Here is an 18,589-nt window from a genome sequence, read left to right on the forward strand (position 1 = left end):
TTGGAGGCAAGAAAAAAGAACAATCCGAAGTTACCGGGTGGAATTACAATGATAAAAACATGGGAGGCTACCAGGTCGCCAAATCGCAGGACCAGGCTACAGGGCCCGGACTGGTGTTTGTCCAGGGTGGTACCTTTACCATGGGGCAGACCGAAGAAGACATCATGGGCGACTTCAACAACATCAAACGCCGCGTAACGGTTCCTTCCTTTTATATTGACCGCTCCGAAGTGGCCAACGTCCACTACCGCGAATACATCCACTGGCTGAACCGGGTATTTGACCCCGAAGCGGACGAAAACAACAAAAAGATCCTCGAAAACGCCCTGCCCGATACCCTGGTATGGCGTAGCGAATTAAGCTATAACGAACCCTTGGTGGAATACTATTTCCGTCACCCGGGCTTTAACGACTACCCGGTGGTGGGCGTTTCCTGGCGCCAGGCTTATGACTTCTGTCTCTGGAGAAGCGACCGCGTGAACGAAGGCATCCTGATGAAAAAAGGCTATGTGTCCGGCAAGGGCATCCAGGGCCAGCAGCAGGAAAGCAACTTCACCACCAAATCCTACCTGCTGGGTCTGTACCAGGCACAGCCGGGCAAGGTGAAGAACAACTCGCTGAAAACTTCCCAGGGCACCCCCCGCATGCAGGTAACCATGGAAGACGGCCTGCTGCTCCCCGACTACCGCCTGCCCTTTGAAGCGGAGTGGGAATACGCCGCCTACGGTTACATCAACCAGAACCCCCGTCCTTCCGCCAAAGAAGGCAAACGCGGCGAAGAGCTGATCACCAACAAACAAATCTATCCCTGGGCACACAATACCACCGGCCTTCGCGACACCAAGCACGGAAGCTGGCAGGGCCAGTTCATGGCGAACTTTAAAAGAGGTTCGGGCGACAACGCCGGTGTAGCCGGTGGCCTGAACGACCGCGCCATCTACACCGCCCCCGTGAAATCGTTCTACCCCAACGGCTTTGGCCTCTACAACATGGCCGGCAACGTCAGCGAATGGGTATACGACGTGTACCGTCCGCTGACCAGCCTGGACGCCGACGACGTGGCACCGGTACGGGGCAACAAGTTCATGAAGGTGTATAAAAACGAGCAGAACGAAGCCGAAGTGGACAGCACCGGCCGCGTGAAAATGATACCGGTGACCGACGAAGAAAGCAAGCACCGCCGCAACTACCAGCGCGGTAACGTGATCAACTTCCTCGACGGCGACAGCCTCTCGAACGCCTCCTACGGCTATGGCATCACCACCCTGGTAAGCGACAAGTCGCGGGTGTATAAAGGCGGCAGCTGGAACGACCGCGCCTACTGGCTCAGCCCCGGTACCCGCCGCTACATGGAGGAAGACCAGGCCAGCAGCACCGTTGGTTTCCGTTGCGCCATGGACCGCATGGGCAGCCCCGAAGGCAACAAACGCAAAACCGGCAACTTCTGGAAGCCGAGAAGACAAAACAGGTAATCTCCTGAAAATACAACCAAAGCCCTCCCCCGCGGAGGGCTTTTTTATTGGCGACTGACTACATTTGCCATAAACCTCCCCCGAATAGTTATGAAGATCGAAGAACTCTACGACCTATATCTTCAGCACCCCTCGGTGCAAACCGATACCCGGAAGCTGCAACCCGGCGACCTGTTCTTTGCCCTGAAAGGCCCCAACTTCAACGGCAACGCCTTTGCCCGCCAGGCCCTGGAGCAGGGCGCCGCCTATGCCGTCATCGACGAAGAGGCCTTTGCCATCCCGGGCAAAACCATCCTGGTGGACGATGTGCTGAAAGCCCTGCAGCTGCTGGCCACCCACCACCGCCGGGAGTTTACCATTCCGTTTATCGCCATCACCGGCAGCAACGGCAAAACCACCACCAAGGAACTGGCCCATGCCGTCCTTTCCAGCACCCATAAAACCTATACAACGGAGGGAAACCTCAACAACCATATCGGCGTACCGCTGACCCTCCTCAAGATCCGGCCGGACGCGGAATTCGCCATCATTGAAATGGGGGCCAACCACCTCCACGAGATCGCCTCCTATTGCCAGATCGCCCGGCCGACCCACGGCCTGATCACCAACTGCGGCAAGGCCCACCTCGAAGGCTTTGGCAGCGAGGAGGGCGTCCGGAAAGGGAAAGGCGAACTGTACGACTTCCTGCGCCAGTACAACGGCGGCGCCTTCGTGATGCAGGACTACGACTACCTGCAGCCCATGAGCGCGGGCATCCAGACCATCGTTACCTATGGCACCGGGGAGGCCGACATCAGCGGCCAAGCCAGCAAAAACGATCCTTTCCTGTCGGTGAGCTTTACCAAAGGCTTCCAGGGCACGGTCGACACCCACCTGGTCGGGGGCTACAACCTGCCCAACGTGCTGGCCGCCGTTACCATCGGCAAGTTCTTTCACATTCCCGAAGAAAATATTCGCAAGGCCATCGAGGGGTATAGTCCCTCCAACAGCCGGTCGCAGCTGATGACCCGGGGCAGCCATCAGATCATCCTGGACGCCTACAATGCCAATCCCAGCAGCATGAAGCTGGCCATCGAGAACTTTGCCCAGGCAGAGGGGCAGAACAAAGTGCTGGTGCTGGGCGCTATGGCCGAACTGGGCAAACAAAGCAGCGACGAGCATCGCCAGATCATCGAGGTTATTCAACAACATCCCTGGAAAAATGTGCTGCTGGTAGGCGGCGAGTTTGCCTCCGTCGCCCACCCGTTCCTGCACTTCGGTACGGCCGATGAAGCCGGCGCCTGGCTGCAGGCCCACCCCCTGGAAGGCGCCAGCCTGCTGATCAAGGGTTCACGCAGCACCCGCATGGAAAAAGTTTTAGACTATTTACCCGCTTGATTATGATGAACGCCAACCCTCCGCATAGAAGTTATCCTGCCTCGGTGTTGCAATGCCGCTGCCCGCGCTGCCGCGAGGGCAAACTTTTCAAAAACCCCGTTTCCATCGGCCTGAAGCGCAACATGGAAATGAACCCCCATTGCCCGGTCTGCGGGCAGCCTACCGATATCGAGGTAGGGTTTTATTATGGCACCGGCTATGTCAGCTATGTGCTGGCCCTGCTGATCAGCGGTATCAGCTTCGTTGCCTGGTGGCTGGCCATTGGCTTTTCGTTCCAGGACAACCGCTTCCTGTACTGGGTCATCGCCAACGCGGTGCTGCTGATCGTGCTGCAGCCCTGGCTGATGCGCCTTTCCCGCAGCCTCTGGATCTCCTGGTTCGTGCGCTACGATCCCAACTGGAAGAACCACAAGCCCGACGATACCGAACGGGTAGTGGAAGGGCAAATGGGCAACTGGTAGTTGCGGGAATTGGTTAATTGGTTAATTGGGATATTAGGCCATGAATAGTGAAGGGATTCTCCCTATCGCCCATTAACCAATTAACCAATTAACTCATCCCTTACATCACTACGGACTTTTACTTACCACTAACGATAATTTAATAGTTTCAACTCTTCATTACCGCTTGATTTCCGTTATCTTAGCACAGCAATATCCTTTTGTCCTCCCTTACCGGGCACAAGGGGTACATACATGAAAAACAAAGCCCTAAACCTGCCCTTTATTGCCAAGTGCCCCAATCCGGAAGAGGTCATATGAATGTCCCGCATAATTTGTCGCTTTCCCAACAGGAGAAGGCGGTCCTTTCCGGGCCCCTTGTCCATGGCCACGCCCTGCTGACGCTGGGTGCGGACGGCCGTATCCTGGAGGCCGACCAGCCCCTCTGCGGCCATGGAAAAGCCGACCTAGAAAAGGCCAACTTCCTGCACCTGGTGCACCCCGACGACAAACCGGTGCTTCGCGAGCTGCTGCAACAGGCCGCCGAAGGCCAGCGGGCCAAAAACATCCTCCACCGCTTTTCCCTCCGCAATGGTTCCTGGCACTGGCTGAACACCTCCTTTGTGCCCGGCATTCCCGGGCAAGTGACGGCCATTGCCAGTGAAGCAGCCCACTTGGCTGCGCCTGCCGGCGCCCCCCGCATGGGCTCCAACAACGTTACCGGCCTCGTCGAAAACGGCTGCCTGCTGCGGGTGTGGAGCAGCAAACGGGACGTGACCCAGCAAAAGATCAACGAGGAAAGCATCCAGTACATGGCCAGCATCGTGGACAATGCTACCGACGCCATTTACTCCTTTACCCCCGACGGAAAGGTGTGCTCCTGGAACAAAGCCTGCCAGGAACTGACCGGCATCGCTCCCCGCGACATCCTGGGCCACCCGGTGCGTTCCCTGCTGCAGTACCGCTATAAAAGCGCCTCGCTCCGCGAGATCAATACCACCCTGCGGCGCAACGGCAGCTGGAAAGGCGAAATAGAGGTGGAAAACGGCCGGCACGGACGCCCCCTCTTCCTGCTGGTGACCATCATCAGCCTCCGCGACGGCAGCAACAACTTCACCCGCTTCCTGGTTTTTTGCAAGGACCTGTCGGAAAATAAAAAAGCCGAAAACCTGCTGAAGGAAAGCGAGGAACGCTTCCGCAATATGGCCGATGCCACTCCCGCCATGATCTACGTGGTCAATGAAAAGGAATGGCCGGTCTATTTCAACCGCAAATGGCTGGAGTTTACCGGCCGTACGCTGGAGGAAGAGATCGCCTCCAACGTCGACGACAACATTCACCCCGATGACGTGGTGCGGGTAAAGCAAATCTATTATTCCAATACGCTCGCCCGCAAACCCTTCGACGTGGAATACCGCCTGCGCACGGGCGACGGCTCCTTCCGCTGGATCATTGACCGGGCCACGCCCCGCTATCTCGAAGACGGCACCTATGTGGGTTATATAGGTATCGGCTACGACATCCAGGACCGCAAGGAAGCCGACGAACAGCGCCTGAAGCAGGCCGAATACATGGGCAATCTGCTCCGCAGCATCACCGACGGCTTCCTGGCCATGGACAACAACTTTATCGTGACCATGTGGAACACGGCCGCCGAGGAGCTGTTCCGGATAAAAGCGGAAGACGCCGTTGGCCGGCCGGCGCATACCCATTTCAAAGCCTATAAAAATACCCGGGGCGCTGCCCTGCTGAACACCGCCCTGCAGAACCGGCAAACCACCCGGTTCGAGGAATACATCAGCGAAACCGACAAGTGGGTGGAAGCCCATGTCTTTCCCTTTGCCGACGGCTTTTTCGTCTACTGCCGCGATACCACCGAGCGCAAACGACGCGAAATGCAGCTTGAACTCCAGACCAAGGCGCTGAAGGTTTCCAACGACCGCTACGAATTCCTGAAAGCGGCCACCAATGAAATTATCTGGGGCATCGACCTGAAAACCGGCCGGGTAGACCTGAGCGCCGGCTGGAAGCGGCTGTTTGGCTACGAGCTGCCCGAAACGGGCATCGGCCCCTCCTTCCTCTACGACAAGGCCCATCCCGAAGACCGCGAAAAAGCCTGCCGGTTCTTTTCGGGTATTCCGAAAAACAAGATGAACCACCTGGCCGAGTACCGCCTGCAGAAAGCCGACGGCTCCTATGTGTTTGTACAGGCCACGGCCTGCCTGATCACCGGCGCCGGCAACGAACCCCTACGCCTGATCGGCTCCATCAAGGACATCACCAAGCAGAAAGAGCTGGAACAGCAGCTGGTGCTGGAGGAGATCGACAAGCAACAGCGCATCAAGGAAGCCATCCTGGAGGGATCGGAACGGCAGCGTTCCGAGATCAGCCGCGAGCTGCACGACAACGTCAACCAGATCCTGTCCTCGGCCAAGCTGTACCTTGAGCTGGCCCAGAAGCGGGACGAAATAGAACCCCTGCTGGTGACGAAGAGCATCGACTTCATCATGATGGGCATCAACGAGATCCGGAGGCTGTCGCACACCCTGGCCCCTCCCGGCCTGCGCCAGCTGGGCCTGCAGGATGCCATCGAGGAACACCTGCGCAACCTGTCGCTGCTGCAGCAAATAAAAATATCCTTTAGCTTTACCCGGAGCATCGACAAGCTGGCCTCCGAAGAAATGAAGCTGTCCCTGTACCGCATTGTGCAGGAGCAGCTGAACAATATTATCAAATACGCCCGGGCCAGCAGGGTATCCATTAAGGTAGCCAGGGAGCAGAACGACCTGGTATTGTCCATCCGCGACAATGGCGTGGGCTTTACCTTCGCCACCGTCAAAAAAGGCCTGGGCCTGGCCAATATCGCCAACCGGGCGGCCCTATTTAAAGGCACGGCTACTATTGACAGCTCGCCACACAAGGGTTGCAAGATCGTTGTACGTATCCCATTAAAATCATAAGGCATGGAACCGATTACCATCTTGATCGCTGACGATCACAAGCTGATCCGTGAAACCTGGAAACTTATTCTGAATACCGATAAACGGTTCCGGGTCATTGCCGAATGCGGCAACGGAGAGGAAGCCGTGGCGCTGTCGGGCCAGTTGCAGCCCCGGATCGTGCTGCTGGACATCAACATGGCGCCGCTCTCGGGCATCGAGGCCACCCCCCAGGTGCTGAAGAAGTCGCCCTCCTCCCGCGTCATAGGCCTGTCGAGCTTTTCGCAGCCCGGCTACGCCAAAAAGATGTTCCAGATGGGCGCCACCGGCTATGTCACCAAAAATTCCTCGCACGAGGAAATGGTGGAAGCCATCCTGGAGGTGAGCAACAATAAAAAATATGTCTGCAAGGAGGTGAAGGATATCCTGAGCGAACAGCTGAGCGGTGTCGAAAAGGATGGGCAACCCGATATTAACCTGCTTACCAGCCGCGAAATGGAGGTGGTGCGCTACCTCAAACAGGGCTTTTCCTCGAAGGAGATTGCCGGCGAGCTGTTCGTAAGCGTGAAAACCGTGGAAGCCCACCGCAACAACATCCTCAAAAAGCTGAAGCTTAAAAATACCGCCGCCCTGGTCAATTTTATCAGCACCGCTACTTTCGAGTTTTAGGAGCAATAAGCAATAAGCAATAGACAATATGCAATGACTGTTGCCCATTGCCCATTGCCCATTGCTTATTGCCTATTAAATATGCGGTGGGTTCAGCTGCGGGATCTTGTATTTCTCGCCTTTGACGATCAGGTGCACCTTCAGGTTGTGGATGGATACCGGCTTATGGGCGGCAAAGTCCGCCAGGTTGGAATCGCCGATATGAAACCCTTCGATCACGATAATGATCCCCGATCCGATCACTTCGCCCTCCAGGCCATGACGCACCACCAGGGCCGTGTCTTCCTCTATGCCGAGGCCGATACAGGTGGGATTGGTGACAATTACCTGGGCCATCCGCACAAAGCGGCCCCGGTTCACGAAGTGGGTGTCGATGCAAACGTCTTTCACGAACTCGAGGCCGGTGGTAATATGGATCTCACCGCCCAGCTTTTCATCCGCTCCCGTACCGGCATAGATCATGGGGGTGGAAAGCGCCATGGCGCCGGCGCTGGTACCGCCGATAACGATGGGATGGGAAATATAGCGCTGCTTCAGCCGGGAAAGAAACTCCGAGCCGCCGTACAGGCCGGTGAGCAATAGCTGGTCGCCGCCGGTAAAGAAGATCCCGTCGGCCTTCTCTATGCGCTCTACCAGCTCGGGATCCCCTACCTCTTTGCGGCTGCCGTGATGGATATGCCCGATCTGCGGGACGCCCAGCTCTTCAAACAACTTGCGGTATTCCCGAAACGCTTCCGTCCCCTCGCCCGAGGCGCTGGTGATCACTTCCAGTACCGGCTTGTTTTTCTTCATCAGCCCGATAAATGCCTTCAGTATTTCCATACGTTCAAAATCCTTGCTGTCCGCCTTCTCCTCCGGCTCCTGCCCTTTGTTCTCCTTTCCCCCGATGATCATGAGGATCCCCTGGGGAACCGGGCAGCTATTACCCTTATTCTTTGTCATGTGCTTCTGTTTTAAACCAACCTATTAGGGGTATTTATACAAAAAGCACGCTAGTATGCTCCGGCCCCGGTGCAGGGCTAAACCTCTGCAGGCCAGACTTTTCCACACCCCTCCCGTTGCCTTTTCCTCTCGGAAAAGGAAGACTCCTGCTGCATAACTTTTCTCCCTGCTCCCTTCTTCTTTCATGGATTTTGCACCAAACTTCAAAGAGCAACAAAACAAATAGTTTCATTATGGCAGTAAACGAAAAGAAAATAGCCCGGTTCCAGGGTGGTCCCCTGGATGGCAGCGCGTTGGAAATAGATGCCGACCTGTCGGTTTATTCGTCCTTTAAGCATATTGTGAACCCGTCTTTGGCCGTTTCAGGGGTGCCACAGGATCCGATCGAGCGCCTGGAATTTACCTACCGGGAAGAGCCGGAAGGCAGCGGCAACTTTATCCTGGACGAATAAGGCGATTTCCCATAACCTGCCCCCTTCGCACCGGCCAGCGCTCAAAAAACTCAACACCGGTAAAATCCTTTGCCGGTGACGGTACTTGCTTCGTTTGTCCCCCTCCGTCATATCTTTGAAAAACATTTGCGAACAACCCTGCTTGCCTGTTTCGCAGTTTTTCAACCCTGTTTAATGAAGCAACTTACCAACAGAAAAATCAACCTGCTGCAGGCTACTGCGCTGAATATGATCGATATGGTGGGCATAGGCCCCTTTGTGGTGATCCCTTTGGTCATCAGGTATTTTGATAACGGGCTGTTCTTATGGGCCTGGATCTTCGGCGCCTTCGTGGCCCTGGTCGACAGCATGATCTGGAGCGAGCTGGGCGCCGCCTACCCCCTGGCCGGGGGCAGCTACAACTTCCTGAACGAGGCGTATGGCCCCCGCCGCGGCCGGGTCATGAGCTTTTTGTACGTATGGCAGACCTCCATCCAGGCGCCCCTGGTGGTGGCTTCCGGCGCCATCGGCTTTGCCCAGTATTTTTCCTACCTGGTACCCCTGGGCCCCTACGAAGCCAAGGCGGTATCGGCAGGCGTTATCCTGCTGCTTACCTTCCTGCTGTACCGGAAAATTGAAACGGTCGGGAAGATATCGGTGCTGCTGTGGATCGGCGTACTGGTGACCATTGGCTGGATCATCTGGGGCGGCATCACCCACCGCCAGGTGTCCTACACGCCCATGCCTGCCGACAGCGGCGACTTTTTCCAAAAAGCCTTCTGGTTCGCCCTGGGCCAGGGCAGCGTCAAAACCATCTACAGCTACCTGGGCTACTATAATGTCTGCCACCTGGGGGGCGAGATCAAAAACCCGGGCAAGAACATTCCCCGGAGCATCTTTATTTCGGTGATCTGCATTGCCGTGTTGTACCTGGGCATGAACATCAGCATTGCGGGGGTCGTTCCCTGGCAGGAGGCGCAGCAATACGATTTTATTGTCAGCATCTTCATTGAACGGATCTACGGGCAGGCGGCGGCCCGCTTCGCCACGGGCCTGGTGCTGTGGATCGCCTTCGCCTCGCTGTTCGCCGTGTTACTGGGCTACTCCCGGGTGCCCTATGCGGCCGCGGTGGACGGCAACTTTTTCAGGATATTCGCCCGCCTCCACCCGACCAAGGCCTTTCCCCATATTTCGCTGCTGTTCCTTGCCGGCATCGGGCTGCTGTTTTCGCTGCTGTTCAAATTAAAGGACGTGATCAGCGCCATCCTGGCCATGCGCATCCTGGTACAATTCATCGCCCAGGCCGCCGGCGTGGTGCAGTTGCGCAAAACCCGGGGCACCGCCCACCTGCCGTTCAAAATGTGGCTCTATCCTCTGCCGGTAGTGGTATCGGTGATCGTCTGGCTGTTTGTCTTTTTCTCCACCGGAAAATTCGCCCTGTGGGGCTGCGTGTTAGCGCTGGCGGGGTTGGGGGTTTATTTTTTGAAGGGGAGGGTTTCCAAATGAGGAGTTCCTGAGTTCCTGAGTTGGCGTAACTCCGAATGCATGCCTTCTTAACTCAGGAACTCAGGAACTTCTTCTTAGAATATCTTCTTAAAAAACGCGATCGTCCGATCTACAACCTGCTGCGTCGCCTGGGGCAGCTGGTCTTCCGTCCAGGGGTGTTTGCGGCCGAAGACGTGGTCGGAGTCGACCAGGAAGAGTTCGGCGGCTGGTTGGGCAGCCTTCAGTTCGTGGGCTCTTTCCACCGGCACTGCTTCATCGCGGGTACCATGGCAGATCAGCAGCGGCTGGCGCAGGCGGGCTACCTGTGCCGGGATATCGAGCCGCTCCCGGTTTTGCTGGTAATCGAGGTACAGGCTGTAATAAACGGGCAACTGCTGCTTTGTACGGCTGTTGGTGATGTATTGCACGCCCGCCGCCTTCCAGGCTTCGAGCTTTTCGGGCGGCCAGCTGCCCCAGGGCGTTTGGCAGCGGGCCACCGAAGCCCAGGTGGCAATGCCTTTTATACGGGGCTCCTCCGCCCCTTTGAGCAGCACAATGCCGCCGCCCCGGCTGTGCCCGATCAGGAACAGGCGGTTGCCGTCGATGGCGGCCGCATGCCCATTGGAGGGGTCCAGCGCCCAGTCGATCACGGCCTGCAGGTCGTACAGCTCTTTGGTGTAGGTATTGTGGCCGAAGGCTTCGGGATCGACAAATTCTTCGGGCTGCTCCGGGGTAGTGCCGTTGTGCGAGAAGTTGAACTTGATAAAGGCAAAGCCGGCGGCGGCAAACTGCGCCGCAATCCGGTCGAAGCTGCCCCAATCCTTAAAGCCGTTGAATCCGTGGGCATAGATGACCAGCGGTTGCGGTTCATTTCCTTCATAAAAAAGATCCAGGGCGATGGGTTTGCCTTCTGCCCCGGGCAACAGGAAGGGATATTTCATGACACAATATAACGCGCGATGGGTTTATACCGGGCAACCTATCTTTGAACCATGCACCTGAAATACGCGTTGATCGTCACCTTGCTGCTCACCAACCTGTTGGGCAGGGCGCAGGTAGCCCGTACCCGCATGCAAAAGCTGATGGGCAGCCGTTTCGATATCACCATCGTGGCCCGGGATTCGGCCTCGGCGGAACACGCGATCGATTCGGTGATCGCCGAAGTGGCGCGGATCGAAAACCTGATCTCCGACTGGATCCCTCAATCGCAGGTATCGCGGGTCAACCAGAATGCCGGCATCGCACCGGTAAAGGTGGACCGCGAAGTATGGGAGCTGACCCTGCGGGCCCTCCGCATTTCGGAGCTCACGGGGGGCGCCTTCGACATCAGCTTTGCCGCCATGGACCGCATCTGGCGCTTCGACGGCTCCATGACCGAAATGCCCACTCCCGAAGCGGTGAAAAAAGCCGTTGAAAAAGTAGGGTATAAAAATATTATCGTGGATACGGTACAGGGCACCATCTTTCTGAAGCTGAAAGGAATGAAGATCGGCTTTGGCGCGCTGGGCGAAGGCTATGCGGCCGATAAATGCCGCGAAATGATGCGCGCAAAAGGTATCCAGGCGGGCATCGTCAACGGCTCCGGCGACATGAGCACCTGGGGAAGGCAGCCCAACGGCAAGCGCTGGACCATCGGCATCACCGACCCCTTCCGGCCCGGCGAGCTGTATGCTGTGGTGCCGCTGAAAACCAGTGCCGTGGTGACCTCGGGCAGCTATGAGAAATACGTGGAGTTTAACGGCAAACGCTATGCGCATATCATTAACCCCGCCACCGGCTACCCGGCCACAGGGCTGATGAGTGTGACGGTCTTCGGCCCCAGCACCGAAATGGCCAACGCCTTCAGCACCTCCATCATGGTCATGGGCCGGGAAGCCGGCTTCCGCCTGCTGAAAAAATACCCCCGCTACCGCTGCATCATGGTGTCGGACGAAGGCAAATTTTACCACTCCGCCGGCATCCCCCTGAAAAAATACCGGGTAAAACGCTGAGGGTTTTTAATAACAGTCGGTGAGGATCTGCCCGGAGGCCCGCAAGGCTTCCACGCCTCCCTTTCCAATGGAGCGGCAAACCCCATCCAGCACCTTCAGCACGTCTTCCTGCATGGCCAGCGAACCGCAGATCATGACCACGCCGCCTTCCGAAAGTATTTTGCCGATAAGATCCCCGTCTTTTTCCAGCAGGTCGAAAACATATTGCTTGGCGCCTTCGCGGGAATAAGCCACCTGGAGCGCTTTCAGCCGGCCTGAAGCCTTGTTCTCCAACAAGGCTTCTTCATACAGGTGGAAGGAGGCATGGGTGCGGAAACCGCAATACAAATGAAGGGGGAGCTTCCCGCGGTTTTCGGCGATCATGCCCAGGAAGGGGGCGATGCCGGTACCATTGGACACCAGGACCACCTGCTTTGCTTTACGGGGAAAATGAAAATGCTGGTTCTTGATGATACGGCCTTTTATGGTCTCGCCTTCCTTCAGGGAGTGAAGGAAACCGGAGCCCAGGCCGTGCGGGTGCAGCTTGACACTGAGCTGCACCTCCCCGGCTACCTTGCCGATGGAATACAGGCGTTCGCGGTGGTCGTTTTTGGGATAAATAGCCAGCAGGTCGCCGGAAACAGCCTTATTGCGTTTGGGTTTCAGGCGGATGAAAAAGGCGCCGTCCTCCCGGGCGTCCGATCGGTGCACCACGGATAGTTGCTCCAGCCCTTCCTGGTTGGGCAACAGCAGCTCGCGGGGCATCATCAGCTTCAGGCCGGTCTGCCCGATCCAGGCGGACAGCCAGTCGCTGAAATCCTGGGGCGACCTGTCATTTACGGTAAACATCCCCGTCACCGGCACCGCCCACGCCTGCTGCTGCAGCAGCGCCTCCGCATCCAGCGCAAACTGGCAGAACCGGGGATAGCTGCGCGAGCCGAAGCCCACAACCGAAAAACGCACCGGCTGCACCTGGGGGTACTTCTTCAGCCGGGACGCAAACTTTTGGGCATTGGAAGGCGGATCGCCCAGGCCGTAAGTGCTGGCCATGACCACCAGGTGCTCCGCCCGCGGAAAGGCGGCATAGTTGTCCATGTCGGTGAGGTATACCTTTTCGCCATGCTTCAGCAACTGCCGGTAAACGGCGCTGGCAAACCGGAAGGTGCTGCCGTTCTCCGACCCCACCAGGATAATGATGCGGCAGTCGGCAGGCTTGTATTTATTTTTTGAGCGGCCGCTGCGTCTTTTTAAAGTAATGGCAAAGCCGGAGTAGATGAAGAATAAAATATAGGCTGCCGTAACGGCCAGCACCAGGGCCCAGACCGTGCCGGAGCGGCCGGTATGCCACCGCAGGCTGAACTCCGACAGGCGATAGGCCTGCGGGTACGGCTGCTGCGCCAGCACCTCGCCGGTAAACTGGTTCACGGCTACCTCGCGGTCTTTCAGCTTCAGGGTGAAATAGTCTTCGGGGAATTCGGAAAAAGGAAATTCCAGGGTTTGTACCCGGGAGAGCGGCGTTTGCCGGAACAGCGGAAAATCGGGGATCTCCCGGGCGGGCTCTTCGCGGATCGCTTCCACGTCCACTTTGGCTTTTCCTTTTTGGGGCAGGAGCACAAAGCGGGAAAAGGACAGGTAGGCGCCGCTCAGGGCAATGGCCAGGATAAAGAACAGCGACACCCGGCCAAACACTACATGGTAATAGGCTGCAAAGCCCGTAGGTTCCACGGGAGCAAAAAAACGCCTGATCCCCTTTTGCCGCTGCACCACCAGCAGGATGCCCGACAGGGCAATAAGTAGCAGCAGGAAGGCGGTAATGCCCATCATCCACCGCCCCGTCTCGTGCAGGAAGAGCGAACGGTGCAGGGTGGTCATCCATTGAAAGAGGGGGAGCTTTTCGCCCGGCTGGCCCAGGAGGGCGCCGGTCAGGGGATGCACATAGGACTTTTGGTCGTTGCCGTCCTTATCGGCATACTTGATCGTTACAAAGCCATAATCGTTTACCGACAGTTCCTGGAGGCCCGGGTACTTTTCTTTCAGCGCCGGAACGGCCCGGGCCAGCATGATGGTATCAAACCCCTCCGCCTTATAGCCTTTGGCCTTTTCCGCTATGGGTTCAAAGGCCAGCACGATGCCGGAAAGCGACGCCAGGGTCAGGAGCAAAAAAGAAGATACAGCCAATACTAAATGGCTGTATCTCCAAACGGATAAGATCATTATAACGTTTGCTGTTGTTCTTCGGTTGGATTAATGGGCACTGAAGCGCACGTAGCGGATGTACCCCGTTCCCTCGCTCTTGGCCGAAAGGCTTTCGGTGGTCAGGGGGATTTCCAGGTCTTTCACGTGGTACGGCTTGTCCTCCACGGCACTCTCGAAGCGCAGCTTGTAGCCGGCATTGATCTTTGCCGTTTCCAGCTCCAGCGTCACCACGCTGCGGTCGCCGCCGGAAACGGAAGCCCCCGTGATGGCGCTGATGTTGGCGGGCTTTTTCTTAAAGGACTTGTGCCACTCCTTCAGGTCGGGATACCATTTCTTGTCGGATCCCAGCACGTACAGGGTTTTGGCGTAGGTATTGTCTTTGTTGATCAGCGACACCACCATATAGGCGCCCTCGCCCATATAGTTGGTCATCTGGATCATGCATTTGTATTTGGCGTTCTGCGCCCGGGTGGTGGCGGGTGCGGCCAGGGCAAACAGCACCAGCAGCAGCCCGAACCGGATAAAGGACATCATAGCGTATTATTTTAAAAAGTCTACGGACACTTTTTCCTTTGCCAGGAACTCGTTCTCGCTGGCGAGGTCGAAAGCCGTTTCGTTGAAACTGGTTTTTACATCTTTTTGAGCGCCGGCGGAAAGCAGGAACTGCAGCAGGCTGCCGTCTTTCGACACCATGGCGGCTTTGTGCAGGGCGGTCAGCCCTTCGGCGTTTTTGGCATTTACATCCGCTCCGAACGCCTGCACGCGCTTCAGCAGGGCCAGGTCGTTCTTGGCTACCGCCAGGTGGTACACGGTGTTGCCGTCTTTCTGCGGTGCCGCAAAATTCACGCCCCTGGCCTGGAGCAGCTGCAACTTGGGCTCAAAATCTTTTGCGGTCCGGGGCGTATAGCTCTCGAACAGGTAGTACACCAGGTTGTTGCCTTTGGCATCGGTGGCCTGTACGTTGGCACCTTTTTTCAGCAGGTAGTTCACCACTTCCGGGGCGTTGCCGCGTACGGCCAGCGCCAGTGCGGTAGCGCCGCTTTTGTTGGCCTGGTCCAGGTTCTTTGCCAGCGGCAGCAGCAAGGCTATGGTAGCCGTATCGCGGTTGAAGGCCGCCGCGTTCATGAATACCGTATTGCCGTCCTCGTTCACCTGGTTCACGTTAACGCCTTTGTCCAGGAAGTACCGGATGATTTGCATCTGGTCGGGACGGCGGACGATGGCATGCAGGGCATTCTGCCCGTCTTTACCCACAACGGTCGGCTTGATGCCGATGCTTTCCAGGTATTGGAACACCTCCAGGGGATTGCCGCCGCGGCGCGAGCCCTGGGCGGCCAGCAGCAGGGCATTGTCGGTAGGCGCCACGCCTTTGGCGCGCAACGCTTTCATGACGCCGATGTTGCCCCCCCGGGCCGCGTAGTCGAAGGCCGTGCTGCCGGCGGCGTCCCTGCTTTTCAGGTCCAGCCCTTTCGACTGGAAGTAGGCGGTCAGCTTTAAGTCGTTGTCGGCGCCCACGGCCAGCAGCAGCGCATTGGCGCCGTCGTGGTTGAGGGTGTTTTTGAGGTTGACGCCGTTTTTCACGCACAGGTCGTACACGGCGGTATTTTGCTGGCCGGCGGCGGCGGCATAGGTCACCACCGTCATGCCGTGGCTGTCTTCCACATCCACCCTGGCGCCTTTGGAAAGCAGGTATTGCATCAGTTCCACGTTGCCTTTGCCGGCGGCCCAGAACAGGTAGGTCCTTCCGTCGTGCGTGGGCTTGTTCACCCCGTTGCCTTTTTGCTCCAGCAGATAAATCACCGACTCATTGGGCGCATCGTTGTTGATGGCCAGCACCACCGGGTCGAACGACATGGCGTTCATTTCGGCAGGATTCTGCCCTTTGGCCACTTCCGCTTTTACCAGGTCGGCGCCCGGCTTTGCCTGCCAGAAGGTGGCGTTCAATAAGCTGTTGCTGCTTTGCCGGGCCTGGGGCTCCCGCTGCGCCTGGGCCCCGAGGGTCATGCCTGCCAAAAGGCCTATGAATAAATATTTCATTTTGCTGTTTTAAATAAAAGGACCGTTGCCGGTTTTAGGGCGCCAAATTAGAAAGTTTTGAGGCCCCGGGCTTACGAATTCGGAAATTGTATTTACCTCAACAGGAAATTCCGGTCCCCGCCCCACTTTATTAAGGCATGATAATAGTGGGGGAACAACCCAAAGCATGCCAACCCTCAAACATATTTTTTTCTTATGATATTTACAGGACTGCCCGGCACCAACCTGCCGGTTCCCCAACGCCACAACCCGTTCCAATCCTTCTGGATGGGCGGATACGAATGTTCCGACAAGCTCAATGCCCACGGCAACCGCGTGGACCTGCTCACCGCCACCGGCCACCTGCACCTGCTGGAAGAAGATTACCGGCGGATCCAGGACTTTGGCATTCGTACGGTACGCGAAGGCATTCGCTGGAGCTTCGTGGAAAAACAACCCTATACCTACGACTGGAGCACCGTGGAACGGTTGATCCGTACGGGCATGCAGTGCGGCATCCAGCAGGTATGGGACCTCTGTCATTTCGGCTACCCCGACGACCTCTCGCCGCTGCACCCCCACTTCACCCGGCGTTTTGTAGCGCTGTGCCGGGAGTTCGTACGGTTTTACCGTTCGGTTGACCCCGACCGGGAGCTGATCGTAACGCCCATCAACGAGGTGAGCTTTCTTTCGTGGCTGGGCGGCGACGTGGCCGGCACCGCGCCTTATGCCATCCGGATGGGGTGGGAAGTAAAATACCACCTGATGCGCGCCTATATCCAGGGTGTATCGGCCATGAAGGAGGCGGACCCTTCCGTGCGCATCCTGACCACCGAACCCCTGGTGCAGATCGTTCCGCCCCTGGAGGCCACGGAGCAGGAGGTGGTGGACGCCGCCATCCAGCACGAACTCCAGTACCAGGCCACCGACATGCTGTGCGGCCGCATCTGCCCCGAGCTGGGCGGAACGCCGGAGCATATGGATATGCTGGGCGTCAACTTTTACTTCAACAACCAATGGGAACTGGGCTACCGCCAATTGCTGCCCTGGGCCAATGAGGGCAACGACCCCCGCTGGCGCCCCTTCAGTGCCCTGGCACAGGAAGCCTATAACCGCTACCAGCAACCGATAGTGTTGACCGAAACCAGCCACCCGGGCGAACACCGCCCCGAATGGATCAGCTACATTGCCAGGGAATGCACCCTGTTGCTGCAGCAGGACGTGCCCTTCTGGGGCGTTTGCCTCTACCCGATCATCGACCGCCCCGACTGGGACAACCTCTCCCACTGGCACAGTTCCGGTTTGTGGGATGCGGAACTCCTGGAAGACCTGCCCCCGGGCCGCCTGCTGAACCTCCCGTATGCAGACGCCCTGCGGCAAGCCCAACTGGCCGTTTCGGCGGTGCAGCAGCACGATCAATGGCACGTTTTTTAAAGAGGTCAAAGTGAATGGACAAGCAGTCGTATACCTTAAAATGAAATGCCTATGCTCGCTATGAACTACCGCGGCCCCTTCCGTGTGCGTCTGGACCGCAACAAGCCTTATCCCGAGATCCTGCATCCCAGCGATGCCATCGTACGCGTTACCCGTTCGTGCATCTGCGGGTCCGACCTGCACCTGTACCATGGGCTGGTGCCGGATACCCGTGCGGGCAGCACCTTCGGACACGAGTTCACCGGCGTGGTGGAAGCCGTAGGGCCGAACGTGCAGAACCTGAAGGTGGGCGACCACGTGCTCGTTCCCTTCAATATCGCCTGCGGCAGCTGCCCGTTCTGCAAACAGCAACTGTTCGGCAACTGCCACGACTCGAACCCCGAGGCCACGGCCGTGGGCGCCATCTTCGGCTATTCGCATACGGCCGGGGGTTACGATGGCGGGCAGGCCGAGTATGTGCGGGTACCCTATGCCGATGTGGGACCGGTAGTGATCCCGGCGGGCATGGACCCCGACGATGCCGTGCTGCTGACCGACGTGGTGCCGACCGGCTACCAGGCAGCGGAGATGGGCGGCATCAAAAAGGGCGATACCGTGGTGGTCTTCGGCGCCGGCCCGGTCGGCATCATGGCCGCCAAATGTTCCTGGCTGTTCGGTGCCGGCCGCGTGATCGTGATCGACCACCTGGAGTACCGGCTGGATTTTGTACGCAACTACGCCCAGTGCGAAGCCTATAACTTCCGCTCGCTGGGCGACCCCGTGCTGTTCCTGAAACGAACCACCGGCTACTTCGGGGCCGACGTGTGTATCGACGCCGTGGGTTGCGAGGCCGCGGGCAGCGCCCTGCAAACCATTACCGGCCGCAAGACCCTGCTGCAGGCCGGCTCCGCCACCGCCCTGATGTGGGCCATCAACTCGGTGAAAAAAGGCGGCATCGTATCCATCGTGGGCGTGTACGGCCCCACCTTCAATATGGTGCCGATCGGCAACGTGGTCAATAAAGGCCTGACCCTCCGCGCCAACCAGGCATCGGTGAAGCGGCTGCTGCCCCGGCTGATCGAGCACGTGCAGGCCGGCCGCATCGACCCCAAGGGCATCATCACCCACCGCCTGCCCCTGGAAGAAGTGGCCGAAGGGTACCACATCTTTTCCGCCAAGCGCGACAACTGCATCAAAACCGTCCTGATACCGCCCGCCGCCCGGGCCTAAATACTTCTT

At 57.8% G+C, this 18,589-nt stretch carries 15 protein-coding genes; 10 read left to right on the forward strand and 5 right to left on the reverse strand.

What is annotated here, in order from left to right:
• Nucleotides 1–59 precede the first annotated feature (59 nt).
• The 5 genes from V9K67_RS11845 (at nt 60) to V9K67_RS11865 (ending at nt 6,897) form a co-directional block, all read left to right on the forward strand.
• The gene (locus V9K67_RS11845; RefSeq protein WP_336722661.1) at nt 60–1,472 is read left to right on the forward strand and encodes an SUMF1/EgtB/PvdO family nonheme iron enzyme; all 1,413 of its coding nucleotides are present in this window, start codon (nt 60–62) and stop codon (nt 1,470–1,472) included.
• Nucleotides 1,473–1,562: 90 nt separating this feature from the next.
• Nucleotides 1,563–2,849: a UDP-N-acetylmuramoyl-tripeptide--D-alanyl-D-alanine ligase gene (locus tag V9K67_RS11850; protein ID WP_336722663.1), complete on the forward strand. Its 1,287-nt coding sequence runs from the start codon at nt 1,563–1,565 to the stop codon at nt 2,847–2,849.
• Nucleotides 2,850–2,851: 2 nt separating this feature from the next.
• Nucleotides 2,852–3,310: a DUF983 domain-containing protein gene (locus V9K67_RS11855; protein WP_336722664.1), complete on the forward strand. Its 459-nt coding sequence runs from the start codon at nt 2,852–2,854 to the stop codon at nt 3,308–3,310.
• 296 nt (nt 3,311–3,606) lie between these two features.
• The gene (locus V9K67_RS11860; RefSeq protein WP_336722665.1) at nt 3,607–6,249 is read left to right on the forward strand and encodes a sensor histidine kinase; all 2,643 of its coding nucleotides are present in this window, start codon (nt 3,607–3,609) and stop codon (nt 6,247–6,249) included.
• A 3-nt stretch (nt 6,250–6,252) separates the two neighbouring features.
• Nucleotides 6,253–6,897, forward strand: a complete 645-nt coding sequence (locus tag V9K67_RS11865; RefSeq protein ID WP_336722667.1) for a response regulator — start codon at nt 6,253–6,255, stop codon at nt 6,895–6,897.
• A 75-nt stretch (nt 6,898–6,972) separates the two neighbouring features.
• On the opposite strand, the gene V9K67_RS11870 is transcribed toward V9K67_RS11865, so the two are convergent.
• Nucleotides 6,973–7,839: a cyanophycinase gene (locus V9K67_RS11870; protein ID WP_336722668.1), complete on the reverse strand. Its 867-nt coding sequence runs from the start codon at nt 7,837–7,839 to the stop codon at nt 6,973–6,975.
• Nucleotides 7,840–8,072: 233 nt separating this feature from the next.
• On the opposite strand from V9K67_RS11870, the gene V9K67_RS11875 reads away from it, so the two are divergent.
• Both V9K67_RS11875 and V9K67_RS11880 read left to right on the forward strand, forming a co-directional pair.
• A complete protein-coding gene (locus V9K67_RS11875) occupies nt 8,073–8,291 on the forward strand; it encodes a hypothetical protein (protein ID WP_336722670.1) in 219 nt (72 codons plus the stop codon).
• A 174-nt stretch (nt 8,292–8,465) separates the two neighbouring features.
• Nucleotides 8,466–9,776 carry an APC family permease gene (locus V9K67_RS11880; protein ID WP_336722672.1) on the forward strand — a complete coding sequence of 437 codons (1,311 nt, stop codon included), beginning with the start codon at nt 8,466–8,468 and terminating at the stop codon, nt 9,774–9,776.
• Nucleotides 9,777–9,850: 74 nt separating this feature from the next.
• On the opposite strand, the gene V9K67_RS11885 is transcribed toward V9K67_RS11880, so the two are convergent.
• Nucleotides 9,851–10,696 (reverse strand): alpha/beta hydrolase family protein, encoded by an 846-nt coding sequence (locus tag V9K67_RS11885; protein WP_336722675.1) that lies wholly within the window; start codon nt 10,694–10,696, stop codon nt 9,851–9,853.
• A 51-nt stretch (nt 10,697–10,747) separates the two neighbouring features.
• On the opposite strand from V9K67_RS11885, the gene V9K67_RS11890 reads away from it, so the two are divergent.
• Nucleotides 10,748–11,746: an FAD:protein FMN transferase gene (locus V9K67_RS11890; protein ID WP_336722678.1), complete on the forward strand. Its 999-nt coding sequence runs from the start codon at nt 10,748–10,750 to the stop codon at nt 11,744–11,746.
• A 6-nt stretch (nt 11,747–11,752) separates the two neighbouring features.
• On the opposite strand, the gene V9K67_RS11895 is transcribed toward V9K67_RS11890, so the two are convergent.
• From V9K67_RS11895 to V9K67_RS11905, 3 genes are all read right to left on the reverse strand, one after another.
• Nucleotides 11,753–13,903, reverse strand: a complete 2,151-nt coding sequence (locus V9K67_RS11895; RefSeq protein WP_336722680.1) for a PepSY domain-containing protein — start codon at nt 13,901–13,903, stop codon at nt 11,753–11,755.
• 66 nt (nt 13,904–13,969) lie between these two features.
• Nucleotides 13,970–14,455, reverse strand: coding sequence for a DUF2271 domain-containing protein (locus V9K67_RS11900; protein ID WP_336722682.1), 486 nt, complete (start codon nt 14,453–14,455; stop codon nt 13,970–13,972).
• A 6-nt stretch (nt 14,456–14,461) separates the two neighbouring features.
• Nucleotides 14,462–15,958 carry an ankyrin repeat domain-containing protein gene (locus V9K67_RS11905; protein WP_336722684.1) on the reverse strand — a complete coding sequence of 499 codons (1,497 nt, stop codon included), beginning with the start codon at nt 15,956–15,958 and terminating at the stop codon, nt 14,462–14,464.
• A gap of 195 nt (nt 15,959–16,153) precedes the next feature.
• Between V9K67_RS11905 and V9K67_RS11910 the strand changes: the two genes are divergently transcribed.
• Both V9K67_RS11910 and V9K67_RS11915 read left to right on the forward strand, forming a co-directional pair.
• The gene (locus tag V9K67_RS11910) at nt 16,154–17,371 is read left to right on the forward strand and encodes an amine oxidase (protein WP_336722686.1); all 1,218 of its coding nucleotides are present in this window, start codon (nt 16,154–16,156) and stop codon (nt 17,369–17,371) included.
• Nucleotides 17,372–17,422: 51 nt separating this feature from the next.
• Nucleotides 17,423–18,580, forward strand: a complete 1,158-nt coding sequence (locus tag V9K67_RS11915) for a zinc-dependent alcohol dehydrogenase (protein ID WP_336722687.1) — start codon at nt 17,423–17,425, stop codon at nt 18,578–18,580.
• Nucleotides 18,581–18,589 lie beyond the last annotated feature (9 nt).

Origin of the sequence: Huijunlia imazamoxiresistens, assembly GCF_037132455.1 — a bacterium.
GTDB lineage: Bacteria > Bacteroidota > Bacteroidia > Chitinophagales > Chitinophagaceae > Flavisolibacter > Flavisolibacter imazamoxiresistens.